Raw genomic sequence first — 19,612 nt, 5'->3', positions numbered from 1 at the left:
GAAATGGTCAAGCAGCTTGACTATGATTCCGGGTCTTTTAGTCAAGCAACTTGACCACCACTTTCCGAGGAGACACCCATGCCCGTCGTCCGCCCGTCCGACGCCGTGACCCACGAGATCCACGGCGCCCGCTTCGTCTCGTACGCCACCCCGCGAACCGGGTCCGGGCAACTGTGCGCCTGGCGCGGCGAGATCCCCGCCGGCACCAGGGCCCCGGCCCACACCGTCGCCCACGAGGAGATCCTCCACCTGCTCGACGGCGAACTCCTGATCACGCTCGACGACCGCACCGAGCGCGTCACCGCGGGCGACACGGTGATCATCAACGCCGGTGCGACGCTCACCGTGGAGAACCCGGCGGACCGCACCGCGGTCTCCTGGGTCACCACGTCCATCGGTCTTCAGGCCCGTCTGGCGAACGGCACGGTGCTCACTCCGCCGTGGGCCAACTGACCCCGATCCGACGGGAGTCACGCGGCCAGCGTGCCCGGCATCACCGCCCGCGGGCCGAAGCGGGCCCGCGCGCGGTCCGCGACCTCCTCGATACGGCGGACCTTCTCGTCGACGGGGTCGAAGGTGAGCTGGTGGAAGGCCTGTTCGGCGGGTCCGAGGCCCTCGGCGCGCAGAACGAGCGCGCGGACCCGGGCGCGCTGGAGTCCCAGAGCCTCGTACAGGGCGTACGCGACTCCGGTCAACGCGGCCGAGTGCGCGGTCGGTTCGGCCAGCGTGCGGCTGCGGGTGGTGCCGACGGGGGCCCGGTCGGCGTAGCGCACGGTGAGGGTCAGGGTGCGGCAGACCTTGCCCAGGGCGCGCAGCCGGGAGCCCAGTTCCCCGGCGGCCGACAGCAACGCCCTGCGGTGCCGGTCGGGGTCCAGTTCGTCCCGGTCGAAGGGGCGTTCCGCCACGAGCACGGGGGTCCCCCCCGCTCGAACGCGGCCGAGAGCCTGGGGGAGGGAGACGGCGTTCGGTACGACCCGGCTCCGGTCGACGCCGTTCGCCTTCTCATGGAGTTCGCGGCCGGACTTGGCGCCGACCAGGCGCTGGAGGGTGGGCAGGGGCGCGGCGGCGACCCGGCCCAGAGTGTCGAGGCCGTACTCGTCCAGGGTACGGGCCGTCACCGCGCCGACGCCGGGCAGCGCGGTGACGGGCCGCTCGGCCAGGAACCCCGCCACGGCGTCCGGTTCGCCGGGCACCGCGCACGTGAGTCCGGGTCGGGCGTCGCGCAGGGCCATGCGGGCCAGCATCGGGCCCGGCCCGGCGCCGATCACGCAGTCCACGCCGTGCAGCGCGAGGGCGCGGACGCGGATCACCGACGCCAGCTCGACCGCGTCGCGCCCGAAGTACCGTTCGGCGCCCCGCAGATCGGCCAGCGCCCCGTCCGGCGGCAGCGCCTCGACGACCGGGGTGAACTCCCCGAGGAGCCCGAGCAGCCCCGGCAGGGCGGCCTCGTGCATCGGCGGCAGCTGGAAACGTACGCAGAGAACCGTCATCCCGCACTCCCTGGACTCTGGTGCCACAACTTCCTTCCACCCGGCGGGCCTTCGCCCGCGGGACGCAGATCGGCCCAGGGGTGCATCTCGTACCCCGTGGACATGCGGATCGTCCGGCCGCGCACGGGGGCGCCGTCGCCGGGCTCCTCCGGTGCCGGTCCGGCCAGGCGCGCCGCCACTTCGTCGAGTCCGCCCTCGGCGCGCAGTTCGACGAGTTCGGCCAGGTTCCAGGCGGCGGCGCCCACCACGCTGAGGCTGCGCGGGCCGCGCCGCTGCACCACGCCGCGCACCAGCAGCAGCCAGGAGTGGAAGACGGTGCGCGCGCAGGCGTCGTGGGAGTCGTCGAAGAAGGCGAGGTCGACCAGGCCGGTGCCGTCGTCCAGCGTGGTGAAGATGACCCGTTTGCCGGACCGGACCGGCGGGGTCTGGGTGGCCGCCTTGGCGCCCGCGACCAGTACCGTCTCGCCGTGCCGGGCCTCGCGCAGCCGGCGCGCCGGGACCACGCCCAGCTCGTCGAGGAACTTCCGGTGGTCGTCCATCAGGTTCCGCGAGACGTCCATGGAGAGTACGCCCAGCTCGGCGCTGAGCCGTTCGGCGTCGGACAGGTCGGGGAGCCCGGCCGCGGCCGTCCGCCTCCCGCCGGCCAGCGGCAGTTGGCCGCCGCCCGCGCCACGGGCGCCGCGGTGCAGCTCGGTCAGGTGCAGTTGCAGGTCGCGGCGGTTGGCGCCGAACGCGTCCAGCGCGCCCACCTGGGCGAGCCGGGCGGCGACCGGGCGGCTGGGCCGGGCCCGTTCCCAGAAGTCGAGCAGCGAGGCGTAGGGCTGTCCGTCCGCGATCCGCGCCGCCTCGGCCTCGCTGATGCCGTGCACATCGGAGAGGGCCAGCCGGAGTCCCCACATACCGGAAGAACCAGGCTTCCGCTCAGACACCAGTTCGATACGATGGGTGACTCCCGACCTGTTCACGTCCAGCGGCAGGATCGGTACCCCACGCCGCCGCGCGTCCGCCAGCAGCAGCCGCTTCGGGTACATCCCGGGGTCGTGCGTGAGCAGCCCGGCGTAGAAGGCGGCCGGATGATGGGCCTTCAGCCACGCCGACTGGTACGTCGGCACGGCGAAGGCGACCGCGTGCGCCTTGCAGAAGCCGTAGGAGCCGAACGCCTCGACGATCTCCCAGGTGCGGTGAATCGTTTCCGCGTCGTACCCCTTCGCCGCCGCGTGCTGCGCGAACCACACCTTGATCCGCCCCTGCGACTCCGGGTCGGACAGCCCGCGCCGCACCCGGTCAGCCTCGTCGCGTCCGCAGCCGGTCATGAGGTGCAGGATGTGGATGATCTGCTCGTGGAAGACGACGACCCCGTACGTCTCCTCCAGCGGTTCCCGGAGGTCGGGGTGCGGATAGCGCACCGGCGCCCGCCCGTGCCGGGCCTCGATGAAGGGCCGCACCATGTCGGCGGCGACCGGACCGGGCCGGAACAGGGAGATGTCGACGACCAGGTCGTGGAAGCCGGCCGGCTGGAGACGTCCGACCAGGTCGCGCTGGCCCGGGGACTCGATCTGGAAGCAGCCGAGGGTCTCGGCGGAGCGGATGAGCCGGTACGTCGCCGGGTCGCCGTCCGGCAGGGAGTCCAGGTCGATCCGCTCCCCCGTGGTCCGCTCCACCTCCGCGACCGCGTGCGCCATCGCCGACTGCATCCGCACGCCCAGCACGTCCAGCTTGAGCAGCCCGAGGTCCTCCACGTCGTCCTTGTCGAACTGGGACATGGGGAAGCCCTCGCCGCTGGTGGGCACGACCGGCGTGCGGGACGGCAGGGAGGCGTCGGAGAGCAGGACCCCGCAGGGGTGCATGGCGACCCCGCGCGGAAGGGCGTCCAGGGCCTCGACCAGCTCCCACAGCCTGCCGTACCTGTCCCGCTCCCCCGCCAGCTCCCTGAGTTCGGGCAGCTCGTCGAGCGCCGCGCGGGCGTCGCGGGCGCGGATGTGCGGGAAGGACTTGGCGATGCGGTCGATGTCGGCGGGGTCCATGGACAGGGCGGCCCCGACATCGCGGATGGCGTGCCGTACGCGGTACGTCTCCGGCATGGCGACGGTCGCGACCCGTTCGGTGCCGAACCGGCCGATGATCTCGCGGTAGACCTCCAGCCGGCGCGCGGACTCCACGTCGATGTCGATGTCGGGCAGGGCCGTGCGCCGCTTGGACAGGAAGCGCTCCATCAGCAGCCCGTGCTCGACCGGGTCGGCGTGGGCGATGCCGAGGAGGTGGTTGACGAGGGAGCCGGCGCCGGAGCCGCGGGCGGCGACCCGGATGCCCATCTTCCGTACGTCGTCGACGACTTGGGCGACGGTGAGGAAGTAGGTGGCGAAGCCGTGGTGGGCGATGATGTCCAGCTCCCGGTGCATCCGCTCCCAGTAGTCCCGGCGGCCGGCGTAGCCGCGCAGCACCATGCCCGCCGCCGCCCGGGAGGCGAGTACGCGCTGGGCGGTGCGGCGGCCGGCGCCGACGAGGTGCGGCTCGGGGAAGTGGACGGTGCCCAGGCCGAGGTCGTCCTCGGGGTCGACCAGGCACTCGGCGGCCGTCGCCCGGGTCTGCTCCAGCAGGCGGTGGGCGGCCTCGGTGCGGAAGCCGGCGGCCTCCACGATCCGCTCGGCGGCGCGCAGCATGGCGTCCGGTTCCTTCAGCCAGGCCTCGCCGGAGTCCAGCTCCTTGGCCGGGTCGATGGGGACGAGCCGGCGGGCGGCGTCCAGCACGTCGGCGACCGGGCCCTGGCCCGGGTCGGCGTACCGGACGGCGTTGCTGAGCACGGGCCGGATCCGCTGCTCGGCGGCGAAGCCGACGGTGCGGGCGGCCAGGCGCAGCGAGCCGGGTCCGGTGCCCGTGCGGCCGTGCCAGACGGCCTCCAGGCGCAGGGCGTCGCCGTAGGTCTCGCGCCAGGGCACGAGGAGCCTCGCGGCCCGGTCGGGGCGGCCGGCGGCGAGGGCGCGGCCGACGTCGGAGTCGGGCCCGAGCAGGACGGTCAGGCCGTCGGCGTGGTTGCCGGGCCAGGGCAGCAGCGGGGTGCCCGGGGACGGGGGTCCGCCCTGTTCGCGCGCGGCCGTGAGCCCGGAGTGGGCGGCGGTGACCAGGCGGCACAGATCGGCCCAGCCGCGGGCGCCGGCGCGGGCGAGGAAGGTGGCCCGGGGGGCCGACTCGTCGACGAAGGCGCCTCCGCGCACGGGGGTGCGGCGCCGCTCCCGCCGTACGGGCTCCGCGGTCTCCACCGCCAGTTCCACACCGAACAGGGGGCGGACGCCCGCCGCTGCGCAGGCCTTGGCGAAGCGGACCGAGCCGGCCAGGGTGTCGCGGTCGGTGAGCGCGAGCGCGTCCATGCCCCGTTCCGCGGCGCGCTCGGCCAGCCGCTCCGGGTGCGAGGCGCCGTAGCGCAGGGAGAACCCGGAGGCGGTGTGCAGATGCGTGAAGTCCGGCATCCGCACCTCCCGCACTCGTGAGCCGTGACCGCCCTCGAACATCAGTTCCCATCTCTCCCACCCCCACCATAAACCAATTTCCGAACGTCCGTGCGACATCCGTTCGAGCGTGTCTCACCTGCGCAAACGCCCGGCGCCCGGAGCGCGAGGGACGTGACGGCCATGCGAAAGCCCCGCCCTCGTGAGGGCGGGGCTTTCGCATGGCCGGGCGTGGAGGCCGGGGCCGGGATCAGCCGATCTGGGCGCCGGTCACCGAGAGGGCCTCGGTGACCGGCTGGAAGAAGGTCACACCGCCCGAGATGCAGTCACCGCTGCCACCGGAGGTGAGGCCGATCGCGGTGTCGCCGTCGAACAGGGAGCCGCCGCTGTCACCGGGCTCGGCACACACATCGGTCTGGATCAGACCGCTGACCGTGCCCTCGGAGTAGTTCACGGTGGCGTTCAGACCGGTGACCGTGCCGCTGTGCACCTGGGTCGTCGAGCCGCTGCGGGTCACCTTCTCGCCGACGGTCGCCTCACCCGCCCTGGTGATCGTCTGCGTCGAGCCGTCGTAGAGGTTCACCGCGCTCGGGTGGTCCACGCTCGCGGTGTACCTGACCAGACCGAAGTCGTCGCCCGGGAAGCTGGACCGCTCGTTCTGGCCGATCACCGTGCCGCCGGCGTCCGACCAGGTGGAGATCGCCTCCGTGCAGTGGCCGGCGGTGAGGAAGTACGGCTGGCCGCCCTTGACCACGTTGAAGCCGAGCGAGCAGCGGCCGCCGGAGCCGGTGATCGCGTCACCGCCCGCGACGAAGGGCTTGAACTCCCCCTTCGACCGCCTGAGTTCGGCCTTGGCGCCGAGCCCGTCGACGACCTCGCTCAGCGTGTTCCACTCGGCACCGGAGACCGTGCTGTCGGCGGTGACGACGACCTTGTTGGTCACGGGATCCGTCGCCCACGAGGTGCCGGGGATGGCCGCGTCCTTCTCCAGCGTGGTGCGGGCGCCGGTCAGTTCGGCGAGGGAGTTCCGTACGACTCTGGCCTTGGCGCCCGCCCGCTCGACGGTCTCGGCGGTACTCGCGTCGAGCACGTTCACCACGAGGCTCTTCGTCGTGGCGTCGTAGTACGTGCCGGCGGCGTCGGCGCCGAGGTCCCGCACGAGCGTCGAGGCGAGCTTTCCGGCCGCCACGGACGAAAGGGTCCGGACCTCGGGGGCCTTCGCGGGTTCACTGGCGTTCGCACTCTGGAAGGTGACTCCGGCGACGAGCAGGGCGGCGATGCCCGCACCCGCCACGGCCGCACGGCGTCCGGGTATGCGTCGATGCTTCAACTGACGTCCTCCTGTGGGGGACCGGCCCATGAGGTTGTGGGGACCCGACGAGCCGGAAGGCGGTTGAACGGCGCCCACTATTCCGATGCCCCCAGGGCGCACACAAGGTCGAGTTCTGGACGCGGGTACGTCAACAGGCGTATGTCCCCTGCGTATCGGCCTGCCCCCCGAGATCACCGCGGGGGCGTTCACGCAACATTCACAGCGCAAACACCACGTGCGGATGACCGGTCCGCATTCCGCGAGGTCTAACCCTGGCTCGAATTCGGCCCCTCGGGCGCCGGTTCCACCCGGGGCGCGGGCGCCGGGGCCGCCGCGGGAAGTTGCTGCTGCGCCTTCTCCAGGAACCGCAGCAGCTCGACCGGGAAGGGCAGGACCAGGGTGGAGTTCTTCTCGGCGGCGACCGCCGTCACGGTCTGAAGCAGCCGCAGTTGCAGCGCGGCGGGCGTGTCCGCCATCTGCTGGGCCGCCTCGGCCAGCTTCTTCGACGCCTGGAGCTCCGCGTCCGCGTTGATGACCCGCGCCCGGCGCTCACGGTCGGCCTCCGCCTGCCGGGCCATGGACCGCTTCATCGTCTCGGGCAGCGACACGTCCTTGATCTCCACCCGGTCGATCGTGACGCCCCACTCCACGGCCGGGCTGTCGATCATCAGCTCCAGCCCCTGGTTCAGCTTCTCGCGGTCGGACAGGAGATCGTCCAGTTCGCTCTTGCCGATGATGGACCTCAACGAGGTCTGCGCCATCTGCGAGACCGCGAAGCGGTAGTCCTCCACCTGGACCAGCGCCTCGGCCGGCGAGGTCACCTTGAAGTAGACGACCGCGTCCACACGCACCGTCACGTTGTCCCGGGTGATGCCCTCCTGCGCCGGCACGGGCATGGTCACGATCTGCATGCTGACCTTCTGGAGCCGGTCCACGAACGGGACGATCAGCGTGAGCCCGGGTCCACGCACCTGCGGGCGCAGCCTGCCGAGGCGGAACACCACGCCCCGCTCGTACTGCTTGACGACCCGCGCCGCCGCCATCAGGCCCACCGCCCCGGCGGACGCGAGCGCCACCCCCGCCGTCACCAGTTCCTCGACCATCGCGGTCCCCCCCAATCCGGCACGGGCGCGCAGGCTCACGGTCCTTCGACCGTAACCCGCGCCGCGCCCAAGGGCGAGCCCCCGCACGCCGGTTGCGTGCGGGGGCTCTTCGCTGTCGAGCGCGGGGCGGGCGCCGGGCCGCGCACATCGCGGCCCGGCACGGGGGAACGTCAGCCGATGTGGACCCCGTAGGCGCTCAGCGCGGCGGTGACCGGCTGGAAGAAGGTCGTACCACCGGAGGTGCAGTTGCCGCTGCCGCCGGAGGTCAGGCCGTAGGCGATGCCGCTGTTGGAGTACAGCGAGCCGCCGGAGTCACCGGGCTCGGCGCAGACCGTGGTCTGGATGAGGCCGTTGACGATCTCGCCGTTGCCGTAGTTGACCGTCGCGTTGAGCGCCGTGACCTTGCCGCTGTGAATGCCGGTCGTCGAGCCGCGCCGGTAGACGGTGGTGCCGACGGACGGCGTGGCCGCGCTGGTGATGGTCACGCTGCCCACAGCGCTCGGCTTGGCCACCGAGGTGTTGGTGTAGCGCACGATGCCGTAGTCGTGGCCGGGGAAGGAGGAGCCGGCGGTGGTGCCGAGCGTGGTGGTGTGGGAGGAGTTCGACCACCAGGTGCCCGCGCCGTCGGTGCAGTGACCGGCGGTCAGGAAGTAGGAGTTGCCGCTGTTGTCCTTGACGTTGAAGCCCAGCGAGCAGCGCCAGCTACTCGCATAGATGGCGTCGCCGCCGGAGATCAGCTTGTTGAACTTGCCGGCGGTGTGCTTGATGGTCAGGGCTCCGGAGTTGCCCCCCGCCTGCTGCTTGATCCGGGCGATGTCGGCCTGGGAGACCGTGCTGTCGACGGTGACGACGACCCGGTTGGTCTTGCTGTCGACCACCCAAGCCGTGCCCGGGATGTCGGCCTTGAGCACGGAGGCGCTCGCGGTGGTGAGCTGGGACGCGCTGAAGGTGGTGGGAGTGTCGGACGCGTTCGCACTGGGGACCGCGAACGCGGCTGCGGCCACGAAGCCGGAGGCGACGGCGATCAGCCGGGTCCGTCTCGTCACGCCGCTGCGGGGAGTGGTGCGCTTGATCCTCACTTTTCGTTCCTCCACAAAGGAAGTCGGGGGCCCGCGTGGGGTCGGGGCCCGTGAGGCGCAGTCAGCGGACGGGTGTTCGGATTCCGAACACGCCGTGCCCCTGACAAGCGCTGTGGGGGAGTATTCGGCCGAACGACCGGTCGGCGCAAGGGCGCCTTTCGGCCGCGCGATCATGTGCGATTCGAGTGAACTGTGCGCGATCAGGGTGAATTGACATGTGGTCAGCAATGGGAGGGCGACCCCGGGCCGGGCCCGTGTCCCCCCGCCGCTGTCACGCCGTCGTGGCCCCCGCACCCCGTATGCCCTCACGGCGCCGTCCGGCCGGGCGCTCGCGCAGGTCGACCTGGGAGGCCCGCTCCGTTCCGGCGCCGGCGGCGAGCCGCACCCGACCGCCGAAGGGCCGTCCGCCGAAGGCCGGTTCGTCCGCCTCGGCGGCGGTGGCCGCGCCCGCTTCACCCCCGGCCGTCCAGGCTCGGGGGATGTCCGGAACTCGACGCTCCGAATAGCCCCCGGGCCCGGACGCGCCGGTCCGGGCGAGCGGGTCGCGGGGCGCCGGCACCGTCTCGGAACGGCGGGCGCGCCCCTGCTTCCACTGGTCGGATAGGTCCATCACGAGATGAGCCCTTCCATACGCGGCCCGGCGGCCAAACCCCGCCGCCGCCCGTCGTCCGGGCCCGGAGCCCGTGGACGGGGTAGCCCGTGGACGGGGTGTACGGCCGGCGGCGGTCAGCAGTCGCAGCACGAGCAGCCGTCACAGCAGTCGCAGCCGTCACAGCAGCAGTCGCACCCGTCGCAGCACGAGCAGTCGCAGTTGTTGCAGCAGCCCGAGCGCTTCTTGCCCGACCACGGACCCTCGAACTCGTCGGCGCAGCACACCTTGCAGGTGCAGCACAGCCCGACAGCCACCGCGCACCCGGCCCAGAACCCGCGCCCGCCGGGCCGCGGCGGCTCGCCTCCCCCGGCGTACGGGTGGTTGGGATGGTTCGGGTCGTACGGAGCCTGCGGGGCGTACGGTCCCTGCGGCGGGCCGAAGGCCCCCTCGGACGCGTGCCCGCACGACCCGGTGCCGAAGGCGCGGTCGACGGAGCGCCGGAGTTCGTGCACGAGCAGCCGATGGGCGAGCCGTCCGTCGCCGAACTCCACCTCGCTCAGGGCGAGCCGGATGCCGTGCACCGCGTCGTCCGCGAGCCGGCGTGCCTCGCCGAGTGGCGTCCCGGTGGCGGTGAGCGGATTCCAGGCGCCGGTGGCGGCGTCGGACTCGCGGTCCTCCACGGCGTCCAGGAGGTGCGCCAGCCGTCCGAACAGGCGCCCGGCCTCGGCGAGCGGTACGGCGTTGCCCGGCCGACCGGCGAGGACCGCGGTGTGCGCGAAGGCCGCGGCGGTCGCGGTCTCGGTGGGCTCGGTGACGGCCAGGAGCGGCGTCCCGGGACCGGCGAGCGCCTCAAGGCCCGTCTGACGGTCCACCGCGTCCAGGAGCACCGCCGTGTCGAATCCGACACCGGCCCCCGTACGGGCGCCCGCCCGGCTCCAGTTGTCGGCGACCCGGCGCGCGGCGAGCGCCACCGGCCGGCGCGCCAGCAGTCCGTCGCCGTCGGCGACGTGGTCGCGCACCTTGGCCGAGGCCAGCACCAGTGAGACGGCCGCCGCCAGTCGCGGCCCCTCGCCGAGGGCGACGGACGCGGTGCGCATCCCGCGCAGCGGGCACGGCCCGGCGGTACGCCGCAGGCCGCCGGCCCGCCCGGTCCGCTCCGCCTGAGCCTCCGTCAGGACCGAGACGAGCAGCCCGTCGTAGTTCGTCACGATCCGCGCGAACTGTCCGTGGTCACCGCGCAGGGCCAGACACAGCCCGCACAAGTGGGCCATCCACTCGGCGCCGAGTCCTTCCCCGAGCCGGTGACGGCAGGGCCTGACGATTCCGAACACGACCATCCCCCTTGGTGTGCAGGACGTTGAGTCGCGGCATCGTACCGACCCCTTCGTTCACCCGTACGCCCCGACCGTCACCCATATGCTGAGAACAATCATATTTCACTCTCAGTCAGCAGTCGTGTAGGGCAAAACCCTTGGGGCATACGGGCTCTCGACGTATGGGTCGTGCACCAGTACCGTCACAAACCCCCCGTGCGCCGCCTGTTCACTTGGCGCGTTGTCAGCATCATGGATGACCATAGGGATGCGGAATGCAGAAAAGACCGCTGTGAGAGGAGGCGTCCATGGGATCGGTACGCAAGGCGAGTGCGTGGCTCGGCCTCGTCGACGACAACGATGACGAGCGCTACTACGACGACGACTACACGGAAGGGACCGAGTCCGGGGACGCCTGGGTCACCGACCCCCGGGTGAAGGTGGCTACGGACACGGCAGAGGACAAGGGCCGCCGGATCGGCACGGTGACACCGGACAGCTTCCGGGACGCCCGCGCCATCGGCGAGCTGTTCCGGGAGGGCGTGCCCGTCATCATGAACCTGACGGCCATGGAAGCCTCCGACGCCAAGCGCGTGGTCGACTTCGCGGCCGGGCTCGTCTTCGGGCTGCGCGGCTCCATCGACCGCGTGTCCACCCGGGTGTTCCTGCTGTCCCCCGCCGACACCGAGATCGTCAACGGGGACCCGGCGGTGCACCGCGCGGACGGGTTCTTCAACCAGAGCTGAGGCAGGGCCGTACACCGGCCCTGCTCCGTTCGGGGCTCACCGGAAGGCGTCGAACCCGGTGAGCGCCTTGCCCAGCACGAGCTGGTGCATCTCGACGGTGCCCTCGTAGGTGAGCACCGACTCGAGGTTGGTCGCGTGCCGCATCACGGGGTACTCCAGGGAGATCCCGTTCGCCCCGAGGATCGTCCGCGCGGTACGGCAGATCTCGATCGCCTCTCGTACGTTGTTGAGCTTGCCGAAGCTGACCTGCTCGGGACGCAGACGGCCGGCGTCCATGCGCCGCCCCAGATGGTGGGCGAGCAGAATCCCCTTGTGCAGTTCCACCGCCATGTCGGCGAGTTTGGCCTGGGTGAGCTGGAAGCCTCCGATGGGCCTGCCGAACTGCTCGCGCGACTTGGCGTAGTCGAGGGCGGCCTCGAAGCTGGAGCGGGCCGCGCCCATGGCGCCCCAGACGATGCCGTAGCGGGCGTGCGAGAGACAGCCGAGCGGTCCGCGCAGCCCGGTGGCCTCCGGCAGTACGGCGTCGGCGGGCAGTCGTACGTCGTCCAGGACCAGCTCGCTGGTGACGCTCGCCCGCAGGGACCACTTGTGCTTGATCTCCGGGGCGGAGAACCCGGGGGTGCCGGCCGGCACGAGGAAGCCGCGGATGCCGTCCTCGGTCTGCGCCCAGACGACGGCGACGCCGGCCACGGAGCCGTTGGTGATCCACATCTTGCGGCCGTTGAGGATCCAGTCGGTGCCGTCACGCTTGGCGTGGGTGCGCATGGAGCCGGGGTCGGAGCCGTGGTCGGGCTCGGTGAGCCCGAAGCAGCCGATCACCTCGCCGGCGGCCATGGGAGGCAGCCACCTCTGCTTCTGCTCCTCGCTTCCGAACCGGTGGACGGCGTACATGGCGAGCGAGCCCTGCACCGAGACCAGGGACCGGATGCCGGAGTCGGCGGCCTCGAGCTCGAGGCAGGCGAGCCCGTACTGGACGGCGGTGGCGCCCGCGCAGCCGTATCCGGTCAGGGACATGCCGAGGGCGCCGATGCCGCCGAGCTCTCGGGACAGTTCCCGGATGACGGGCAGCTCGCCCTTCTCGTACCACTCGGCGACATGGGGCAGGACACGGTCGGCGGCCCACTGCCGCATGGTGTCGCGGACGGCGAGGTCCTCCGGGTCCAGCAGGTCGTCGATCCCGAGCGGGTCGGCGGGGTCGAACGAGGGCACCCGGGACGACGAGGACGACAGGGACGACTGCGAGGACATGAGGACACCCTCCGGCAACTGAAACCTAGCACCGCTAGTTGTGCGACTCCGGCCAGACGTTACGTCGCGGAGCCGCTCACGTCCAGCGTGCCCCTCCCCCGCCGCGGCGCCGACCCCGGGAGAGGGAGGGCGCTCATGCCGAGACGCGGGACCTCTCGGCCTCCCGCTGCGCGGGCAGTTCGACCGGCGGCTCCTCGCAGTGCATCACCCGTGGCAGCCGCAGCGCCATCACCGCACCCAGCAGCAACAGCCCCGCACTCACCAGCAGCGTCACATGCAGCCCGTGCACGAAGGCCTCCCGGGCCGCCCGCCGCAGCGCGGCCCCGACCGGCCCGCCGAGCTGGTCGGCGACCCCGTAGGCCTCCCCCAGCGAGTTCGCCGCCGCGCCGGACGCCTTCGCGGGCACCCCCGGCACATCGGCGAGCCCGGGCGCGTACGCCGCGTTCATCACCGTGCCCAGCAGGGCGATGCCCATCCCCGCGCCCAACTGGTAGGACGTCTCCCCGATCGCCGCCGCGCCGCCCGCCTGCTCGGCCGGCGACTCGCTCAGCATCGACTCGTACGCCCCGAACAGCGTCGTCTCCAGGCCGAAGCCGAGCAGCGCGAAGCCGGCGAGGAGCAGCCCCGGGTTGTCCCGGCCGCCCATCGCCGTGAGCAGCACCACCGCGGCGGCGGTCACGCAGAACCCGAAGCACACCATCCGCCGCGGCCCGAACCGCCGCAGCATCCGCGCCCCGGCCAGTCCGGCCGCCATCGCGGCGAACGTCAGCGGCAGCAGCCGCAGTCCCGTGGCGAGCGGCGAGAGGCCGAGGACCAGTTGCAGGTACTGCGCCGCGATCAGTTCGAGCCCGACGAGCGCCAGCATGGCCAGCACGATGCAGCCCACCGACGTGCTGAACGCCGGGCGCGCGAACATCCTGAGGTCCACCAGCGGATGGGTCCGCCGCCGCTGCCGTCGTACGAACGTCACCAGCAGCGCCGCGCCGACCACCAGCGGCCCCACGGTGAGCACGCTCAGCGCCGTCTCACCGCCGCCGAGCCGCTTCACGCCCAGCACCACACCGAACAGTCCGGCCGCCGCCAGCAACGCGCCGACGACGTCCCAGGGGCCGTCACGGTCGCCGGTCGACTCGGGCAGCAGCAGCCGGCCCACCGGCAGACTGACCAGCATCAGCGGGATGTTGACGAGGAAGACCGACCCCCACCAGAAGTGTTCGAGCAGGAAGCCGCCGAGCAGCGGCCCGACCGCCGCGCCCACCGCGGCGACCGCGCTCCAGATCCCGATCGCCAGCGCCCGCTCGCGCCGGTCCGGGAAGACCTGCCGCAGGAGCGACAGCGTGGCCGGCATGATCATGGCGCCGCCGACGCCGAGCAGCGCCCGCGCGAAGATCAGCATCTGGGGGTTGGGCGCGAAGGCCGCCACGGCGGAGGCGATGCCGAAGAGGGCGTAGCCCAGCAGCAGGATCCGTCTGCGGCCCACCCGGTCGCCCAGGGTGCCGAACAGGATCAGCAGCGAGGCGCAGACGAGGGGGTAGGTGTCGACGATCCAGAGCAGTTCGATGGCGCCGGGCCTGAGGTCCTCGGTGACCGCGGGCACCGCCACGTGCAGCACGGTCGCGTCCACCGCCACCAGCAGCAGGCTGACGCAGAGGACGACCAGGACGACCCAGCGGTTGGCACCGGCACCCGCCGCCCGACGGCGCAGCCGGTCGGCGGCCGCGGTCGTCCCGGACATGTACGTACCTCCCAGATGAGCCCTCGCGTTCGGCGGCCCGCGGGGTGGGGACTCCCCGTGGCTCGGCCGGAGCGGAGCGGGCCCCCGACCTGCGCGACGACGTGCGAGTGACACGTCAGAGTACGCTCATTCGTCCGGATGGGGCGTGGCTCACCTCTCAGAGCAGGCGCTCAACCCGTGTGGCATACGCCACTCCGCTTCCCCGTGAGTCCGCCGTAAGTCCCCGGTGAGCGGCCCGTGGGCGTGCCCCGGTGGCCGCTCCGGTCACCGGCAGCGCCGATAATCGAGTCCGTGAGCGATCTTGCGACGCGCGTGACAGTGGTCCGCGCCGGGGCCCTGCGCAGGGCCGCCCCGGCGCTCCTCGGGTACGCCGCCGTGCGCGCTCTGGGCCTGATCGCCCTGGCGCTGTGGAGTGCCGAGCGCGGCAGGAGCGCGTACACGCTGCTGACCGCCCGCTGGGACTCGCTCTGGTACGCCGGGGTGGCCGGGCTCGGCTACGGATACGAGGTACGCCTGCCGAACGGGGACGTGCACTCGAACCTGGCCTTCTTCCCGCTGCTGCCCTGGCTGGAGCGGCTGCTCGCCGCGGTGAGCCCGCTGTCGTACGCCGACGCGGGCTTCGCGGTCGGCCTGGCGGCCTCCCTCGCCGCGGCCTGGGGGATCTTCGCGGTCGCCGATCACGTGTACGGCCGCGGGACCGGCGTCGCGGCCGTACTGCTGTGGGCGGTGCTACCGGTCGGGATCGTGCAGTCCATGGCCTACAGCGAGTCGCTGTTCACGGCGCTCGCCGCCTGGGCGCTGTACGCCGTGCTCACCGGCCGCTGGGTGACGGCGGGCACCCTGGCCCTGCTGGCGGGACTGACCCGGCCGGTGGGTCTCGCGGTGGTCGCGGCGGTGTGGGCGGCGGCGCTTGCCTCGTTCGTGGGAGACCGGAGCGCGACGGCGGCGGACGGCGCGCGGGACGCGCACCGCGCCCCGGCCGCCACCGGGCACGGCACCGCCCGCCGCCTGCTCGGCATGGCGCTCGCCCCGCTCGGCGCCGCCGGATACGTCCTGTGGGTCGGCCACCGCACCGGCGAGGGCCCTTTCGGCTACCTCCGCGTCCAGGCCGGCTGGCGCAACGGCTTCGACGGCGGGTACGCCTTCGCCCGCTTCGTCGCCGACAAGTTCACGTCCTTCCCCTCCGCCCTCGCCGGGGCCGGGCTGATCCTCGGGGTCGCCGGGGTCATCTGGCTGTACGTCACCGGCGTACGGCAGCGGCAGCCGCTCGCGCTGCTGGTGTACTCGGGTGTCGTGACCGCACTCGCCCTGTGCGCGTCGAGCTACTTCGGCTCCAAGCCACGTCTGTTGCTGCCCGCCTTCCCGCTGCTGCTGCCGCTCGCGTCGGCGCTCGCCCGGACGCGCGTGGCCCGGTCGGCGCTGATCGTGGGCGGCGTCGCGGTGGCCTCGGCGGTCTACGGGGCGTTCTGGCTGAACGGCTCCGGTCCCCCGTGACCGGCCGGCTCCGACCGGCCGAGGGCGCACGGAATTTCATCCGGGCGTTCGGTCAACGCATTCATAAGCGCCACATAAGCGTGCGCCGGAATGATCAAAGGAAATGCGGGACGGGTTCGTTCGTGATTGCGGATTCCGTGGATATAAAGCCCCGTTGAGAGCAATCCCACATCACGTGGTCATCACAAATCACGTGCTTCGTCAGGGAACACACCTCACTCGCTGTAACGTCGATTGGGTGCGTACCGAACGAACCCTCACCCGCCTGGACCGGGTGTTCGCCAGGCTGGACCGTGAGCCGCAACGGCCGGCGCACATCGACATGCCGCGAATGAGCCGCCACCGGTTCGTGCTCTTCTCGGCGACGCTCGCCTTCTACCTGGCGATCGTCTGGGCCGTGGTCACCACCTCGTGGCTGGTCCGGCTCGACTGGCAGGTCATGTTCTTCCGGCCCTACCAGCAGTGGCCGCAGATCCACGCGTTCCTCGACTACTACGTGGTGCTGGGCCAGCGCGGCCCCACCGCCGTGATGGTGTGCGCATGGCTGGGCTGGCGCTCCTGGCGGCAGCACACGCTGCGCCCGCTGCTGACCCTCGCCGCCTCGCTGCTGCTGCTCAACGCCACGGTCGGCGCCGCGAAGATCGGCATGGGACGTCTGGGACCCCACTACGCGACCGTCATCGGCTCGAACGAGATGGGCCTGGGCGGCGATATATTCCCCAGCGGCCACACCGCCAACGCCGTGGTGACCTGGGGCATCCTGGCCTATCTGGCCTCCACCCCGAGAGCGCGCCGCTGGCTGTCGGCGCTGTCCGCGGTGACGGCGCTCGGCGTCGGCCTGACCACGGTCTACCTGGGGACGCACTGGCTGAGCGACGTGCTCCTCGGCTGGGCCGCGGGGCTGCTGATCCTGCTGGCGCTGCCGTGGTGCGAGCCGCTGATCGCCAGGACCGAGGTCGCCCTGTTCGACCTGCGCGACCGCTGGCGTGCCCGTCGCGGCCGCCCGGCACCCGTGCCCGCGCCCGCCGCACCCGTCGGCGCGCCCGTCGTGTTCACCCCACGCGCCCCCGCCTCGGACGAGACCCCGGTGGCCCACGAGACGGTCGGCGCCGGACGCACGTCCCGGACACCGGCCCACCTCGCCCCGGGCCGGCACACGGGCCGCTCCGAGCGCACGACGGTCACCCCGGCCGGCAGCCGCCGACCGCCGCACCCCGACCGCGTCCCGCGCGGCACGGCCTCGGCGGCCCGCCCCCTGACGGGCAGTTGACGACGGACCGCCGCGGGATCCGGGAGCGCCGGCGGCGGTTCAGCCCTTCCAGGCCCGTGCCACGCGGCCGTCCCGGACCTCGAAGTTCAGCCGTCCGAACCGGTACTCCATGGTGATGATCGCGCCCGGCGGCAGTGACCGCACCGGGCTCCAGCCCCGTTCACGCGCGAGCCGTTCGGCCTGTCCGGCCTCGAGGCCGACATATGCGTCGGGGTTGTCCTGGGGTTCCGCCGGCGGAGTGGGAATCGGTGCCATACCGCCACGCTAGGTGCCGGCTCGCGGCGTGGAAAGCCCACCCCGGCACGCGGGTCACTCGATCCCCTCCTGTCACACTTGTGTCACAAGCCCCAGCCTCCGGAACGGTCTCACTCCGTCACACGTACGGGGGGGGTTCCGTCCGTCTTCCGCAGTCGCGCGAACGCAATTCCCACCGGCCGGGACAACACCCGGAAAAGTCCGGCCGAATGCACCGCGAGAAGCGTTCCCGAACCGCACCGGGACGCCCTCGCATTCCGAATCCGCGGCCGTTCCCGGAAGCTGACACGGCATGGGAATTCCACCGTTCCGCTGCCGGAGCGAGCGCCCGCCGGACGGCGGAAGGCCCCGCCCGGTCGGTGCACCGGACGGGGCCTGGCGCCCGTGGCGGGAGCCGGAGCGGTTCAGAGTTCCAGGCGCTGACCGGGCACGATCAGATCGGGATCGCCCCCGATGACGGACCTGTTGACGGAGTGGAGCCACTGCCAGGTGGTCCCGTGCCGGGCGGCGATGCCGCTCAGCGTGTCGCCCGCGCGCACGGTGTACGCGCCGCGGGAGGCGCCGCGGTCCGGGTGGCCCGCCTCGCGCGCCGGCGCCGTCGACGGCCGCCGCGGCGGGACCGCGTCCCGTGTCTTCTGCCGGCCGCCCTCCTGGACCGGCTTGTTCGCCGGCTTGTGTGTGCTGTGCGCCGATTCGGTCGTCGTCCCCGCCCCGGATCCGGCCGCGGGTGCGCTGCCGTACGCTCCGGCCCGGGCCGAGCAGACCGGCCACGCGCCCCAGCCCTGGGCCTGCTGGACCCTGGTGGCGACGGCGATCTGCTGGGCCCTGGAGGCCCGGTCGGCGGTGGGCGCGTAGGCCGTGCCGCCGTAGGCGCGCCAGGTGCCGGCGGCGAACTGGAGCCCGCCGTAGTAGCCGTTGCCGGTGTTGATGTGCCAGTTGCCGCCGCTCTCGCACCGGGCGATGCGGTCCCACACGCCGCCGTCCGCCGCGTGGGCGTTGCCGGTGGCGGCCAGCAGCCCGAGCGGGGCGAGCAGGGCCGCCCCGGCGAGAGCCGCCGTCGTCCGTGCCCTGCGGGCGTTGTCGCGCGTGGTGTCGTGGCTCTTGTCGGCACATTCGGACATGTGGATCCCTCTCGAAGCACTCGGGGTCCCCCAAGGCGGGCGTGCCCGCCGCGCATGGACGCGGCCGGCGCGCTCGCCCCGTCCGCCGCACGAGGTCGTGCCGAGCCGTGCTCGGCCCGGTGCGGTCGGCGGACGTGCCCGAGTGGTGCTCGATGCACACGGCTGAGGAATGTAAGGAGCGGACGCAGCCCGGATCAACCAACCGCCCGTTCCGGCAGGCCAGTTCGCCGTTACCGGCGGTACGAACTTTTTTCCGCCACCCACTTCATTCACTGATTTCCTGATTTTTCGACCACCGGCACCGTCGATCTGTGACTCACTTCACCGACTCAACACCCTTGCACTTGGGGCGAGTTGACCGTGAGTGCCGGATTCCGTACCTGCCGTCACCCTCCGCACGGGATGGTTCGATTCCGTTCGCCGGAGGGCGTGACTCCCGCCACAGATCACCCGTTGTCTTCTTCATGAGCCGGGTCCCTCCCGGTTCATGGGCCGGGAGCCACCCGGCTCCGCCACGCACAGCATCCCGAGGGAGCCACCCGTGCCGCGCATGCTCGACGTCAGCGACGCCGTACGCGCCGAGATCGGCGACGAAGAAGCCGACCGGCTGCTCGCCGGACAGAACGCCCCGGGCAGTTACGACTGCACGTCCTGCCGCACCCCCGGCGACTCCGAACAGGAGCGCACCAGCACCGTCCTGTTCGTCGGGGACGAGACCGCCGTCCTCGCCTTCGCCCACGCCACCTGCCTGCCCTCGCAGGTCGTCCAGGTCACCGAGGAGCAACTGCGGGGCGCGGTCCGCTCCATCAACGGGAACACGGGCCCCTCCGGCAGGGTGCCGGAGCAGACCCCGCCCCAGTGGAGCGCGCCCGAGCAGGCCGTGCCCCAGAAGGCGGTGCCGGAGCAGGCCGTGCTCGGGATCACCAGCGGACTCGTCCTGATCGCCGGGGAGTTGCACCCCGCCCTGGTCGTCGAGCCGACCGCGCCCATCGTGCGTCCGGGCTCGCTGGGCGGCGCCGACGAGTTCCTGCCGCTGCTCATCGAGCAGGGCTACGCCCCGGTGACCGAACTCGCCGCCGTGCCGCCGGTACTGCACGGCTGGTCGGTGCTGCTCGCCCTGGGCCAGCTGCACGCCGTCCTCCAGCCCCAGGCCAACGGCGGCCAGCCGGTGGCCTGGTGGCAGGCGCACCAGCCGCTCCAGGTCACCGACGGCTGGCGGGCGGCCGCCAACAAGCACCAGCAGGTGATCATGTTCGCCGCGCCGGTCGGGTCCATCGGACGGCAGCCGCGGGAGGACCTGCTGCGGGACGCACTGGACAAGGCCGCGGCGGGCGGAAGGCTGGTCGCGGCGACGCTCCCGCTCGCCGGGACCTGAGCCGCATCCCTTCCGGTTCGGGGTCGTTTGGAGATA

Annotated in this window: 16 protein-coding genes; 5 read left to right on the top strand and 11 right to left on the bottom strand. The window is 72.5% G+C overall.

Annotated features, from left to right (window positions below):
- Nucleotides 1-78: 78 nt before the first annotated feature.
- Nucleotides 79-453: a cupin domain-containing protein gene (locus ACWC91_RS05660; protein WP_450643360.1), complete on the top strand. Its 375-nt coding sequence runs from the start codon at nucleotides 79-81 to the stop codon at nucleotides 451-453.
- A gap of 17 nt (nucleotides 454-470) precedes the next feature.
- Here ACWC91_RS05660 and ACWC91_RS05655 read toward each other — a convergent pair whose 3' ends face one another.
- The 7 genes from ACWC91_RS05655 to ACWC91_RS05625 all read right to left on the bottom strand — a co-directional run bounded on the left by ACWC91_RS05655 (nucleotide 471) and on the right by ACWC91_RS05625 (nucleotide 10,350).
- Nucleotides 471-1,490 carry a DNA polymerase Y family protein gene (locus ACWC91_RS05655; protein WP_281155723.1) on the bottom strand — a complete coding sequence of 340 codons (1,020 nt, stop codon included), beginning with the start codon at nucleotides 1,488-1,490 and terminating at the stop codon, nucleotides 471-473.
- Nucleotides 1,487-4,954, bottom strand: coding sequence for a DNA polymerase III subunit alpha (locus ACWC91_RS05650; RefSeq protein WP_450643361.1), 3,468 nt, complete (start codon nucleotides 4,952-4,954; stop codon nucleotides 1,487-1,489). Before ACWC91_RS05650 ends, ACWC91_RS05655 begins: the two co-directional genes overlap by 4 nt.
- A gap of 229 nt (nucleotides 4,955-5,183) precedes the next feature.
- Nucleotides 5,184-6,263 carry a S1 family peptidase gene (locus ACWC91_RS05645; protein WP_225076054.1) on the bottom strand — a complete coding sequence of 360 codons (1,080 nt, stop codon included), beginning with the start codon at nucleotides 6,261-6,263 and terminating at the stop codon, nucleotides 5,184-5,186.
- Between the two features lie 248 nt (nucleotides 6,264-6,511).
- On the bottom strand, nucleotides 6,512-7,348 hold the full coding sequence (locus ACWC91_RS05640) for a slipin family protein (RefSeq protein ID WP_225076053.1): 837 nt from the start codon (nucleotides 7,346-7,348) through the stop codon (nucleotides 6,512-6,514).
- Between the two features lie 170 nt (nucleotides 7,349-7,518).
- A complete protein-coding gene (locus tag ACWC91_RS05635; protein WP_225076052.1) occupies nucleotides 7,519-8,427 on the bottom strand; it encodes a S1 family peptidase in 909 nt (302 codons plus the stop codon).
- Nucleotides 8,428-8,698: 271 nt separating this feature from the next.
- Entirely contained in the window at nucleotides 8,699-9,037 is a 339-nt protein-coding gene (locus tag ACWC91_RS05630) for a hypothetical protein (protein WP_450644698.1), read from the bottom strand.
- 116 nt (nucleotides 9,038-9,153) lie between these two features.
- A complete protein-coding gene (locus ACWC91_RS05625; protein ID WP_376502767.1) occupies nucleotides 9,154-10,350 on the bottom strand; it encodes a DUF5685 family protein in 1,197 nt (398 codons plus the stop codon).
- Between the two features lie 290 nt (nucleotides 10,351-10,640).
- Here ACWC91_RS05625 and ACWC91_RS05620 point away from each other — a divergent pair, with 290 nt between their 5' ends.
- Nucleotides 10,641-11,078, top strand: a complete 438-nt coding sequence (locus ACWC91_RS05620; RefSeq protein ID WP_225076049.1) for a cell division protein SepF — start codon at nucleotides 10,641-10,643, stop codon at nucleotides 11,076-11,078.
- A gap of 36 nt (nucleotides 11,079-11,114) precedes the next feature.
- Here the strand turns inward: ACWC91_RS05620 and ACWC91_RS05615 are convergent, their stop codons facing one another.
- Nucleotides 11,115-12,326 (bottom strand): acyl-CoA dehydrogenase family protein, encoded by a 1,212-nt coding sequence (locus ACWC91_RS05615; RefSeq protein ID WP_225076048.1) that lies wholly within the window; start codon nucleotides 12,324-12,326, stop codon nucleotides 11,115-11,117.
- 133 nt (nucleotides 12,327-12,459) lie between these two features.
- Nucleotides 12,460-14,061, bottom strand: a complete 1,602-nt coding sequence (locus ACWC91_RS05610; RefSeq protein WP_376502764.1) for an MFS transporter — start codon at nucleotides 14,059-14,061, stop codon at nucleotides 12,460-12,462.
- Between the two features lie 291 nt (nucleotides 14,062-14,352).
- Between ACWC91_RS05610 and ACWC91_RS05605 the strand changes: the two genes are divergently transcribed.
- Together ACWC91_RS05605 and ACWC91_RS05600 are read left to right on the top strand one after the other, a co-directional pair.
- Nucleotides 14,353-15,555 (top strand): hypothetical protein, encoded by a 1,203-nt coding sequence (locus ACWC91_RS05605; protein WP_450725811.1) that lies wholly within the window; start codon nucleotides 14,353-14,355, stop codon nucleotides 15,553-15,555.
- A 238-nt stretch (nucleotides 15,556-15,793) separates the two neighbouring features.
- A complete protein-coding gene (locus tag ACWC91_RS05600) occupies nucleotides 15,794-16,825 on the top strand; it encodes a phosphatase PAP2 family protein (RefSeq protein ID WP_225076045.1) in 1,032 nt (343 codons plus the stop codon).
- Nucleotides 16,826-16,864: 39 nt separating this feature from the next.
- On the opposite strand, the gene ACWC91_RS05595 is transcribed toward ACWC91_RS05600, so the two are convergent.
- Both ACWC91_RS05595 and ACWC91_RS05590 read right to left on the bottom strand, forming a co-directional pair.
- Nucleotides 16,865-17,080: an I78 family peptidase inhibitor gene (locus ACWC91_RS05595; RefSeq protein WP_281155720.1), complete on the bottom strand. Its 216-nt coding sequence runs from the start codon at nucleotides 17,078-17,080 to the stop codon at nucleotides 16,865-16,867.
- A 404-nt stretch (nucleotides 17,081-17,484) separates the two neighbouring features.
- Nucleotides 17,485-18,201, bottom strand: coding sequence for a transglycosylase family protein (locus tag ACWC91_RS05590; protein ID WP_281155719.1), 717 nt, complete (start codon nucleotides 18,199-18,201; stop codon nucleotides 17,485-17,487).
- Nucleotides 18,202-18,742: 541 nt separating this feature from the next.
- On the opposite strand from ACWC91_RS05590, the gene ACWC91_RS05585 reads away from it, so the two are divergent.
- Entirely contained in the window at nucleotides 18,743-19,576 is an 834-nt protein-coding gene (locus ACWC91_RS05585) for a hypothetical protein (protein WP_450644005.1), read from the top strand.
- The last annotated feature ends 36 nt before the right edge of the window (nucleotides 19,577-19,612 follow it).

The sequence above is a fragment of the Streptomyces sp. NPDC001204 genome (assembly GCF_053598035.1).
Note: the sequence above shows the minus strand (reverse complement) of the source record. Positions and strands in the feature narration are given on the sequence as shown.

Coding starts and splice junctions, on each gene's coding strand:
- ACWC91_RS05660 (WP_450643360.1), top strand. CDS start 79: ATGCCCGTCGTCCGCCCGTCCGACGCCGTGACCCACGAGATCCACGGC.
- ACWC91_RS05655 (WP_281155723.1), bottom strand. CDS start 1,490: ATGACGGTTCTCTGCGTACGTTTCCAGCTGCCGCCGATGCACGAGGCC.
- ACWC91_RS05650 (WP_450643361.1), bottom strand. CDS start 4,954: ATGCCGGACTTCACGCATCTGCACACCGCCTCCGGGTTCTCCCTGCGC.
- ACWC91_RS05640 (WP_225076053.1), bottom strand. CDS start 7,348: ATGGTCGAGGAACTGGTGACGGCGGGGGTGGCGCTCGCGTCCGCCGGG.
- ACWC91_RS05630 (WP_450644698.1), bottom strand. CDS start 9,037: ATGGACCTATCCGACCAGTGGAAGCAGGGGCGCGCCCGCCGTTCCGAG.
- ACWC91_RS05620 (WP_225076049.1), top strand. CDS start 10,641: ATGGGATCGGTACGCAAGGCGAGTGCGTGGCTCGGCCTCGTCGACGAC.
- ACWC91_RS05615 (WP_225076048.1), bottom strand. CDS start 12,326: ATGTCCTCGCAGTCGTCCCTGTCGTCCTCGTCGTCCCGGGTGCCCTCG.
- ACWC91_RS05610 (WP_376502764.1), bottom strand. CDS start 14,061: ATGTCCGGGACGACCGCGGCCGCCGACCGGCTGCGCCGTCGGGCGGCG.
- ACWC91_RS05595 (WP_281155720.1), bottom strand. CDS start 17,080: ATGGCACCGATTCCCACTCCGCCGGCGGAACCCCAGGACAACCCCGAC.
- ACWC91_RS05590 (WP_281155719.1), bottom strand. CDS start 18,201: ATGTCCGAATGTGCCGACAAGAGCCACGACACCACGCGCGACAACGCC.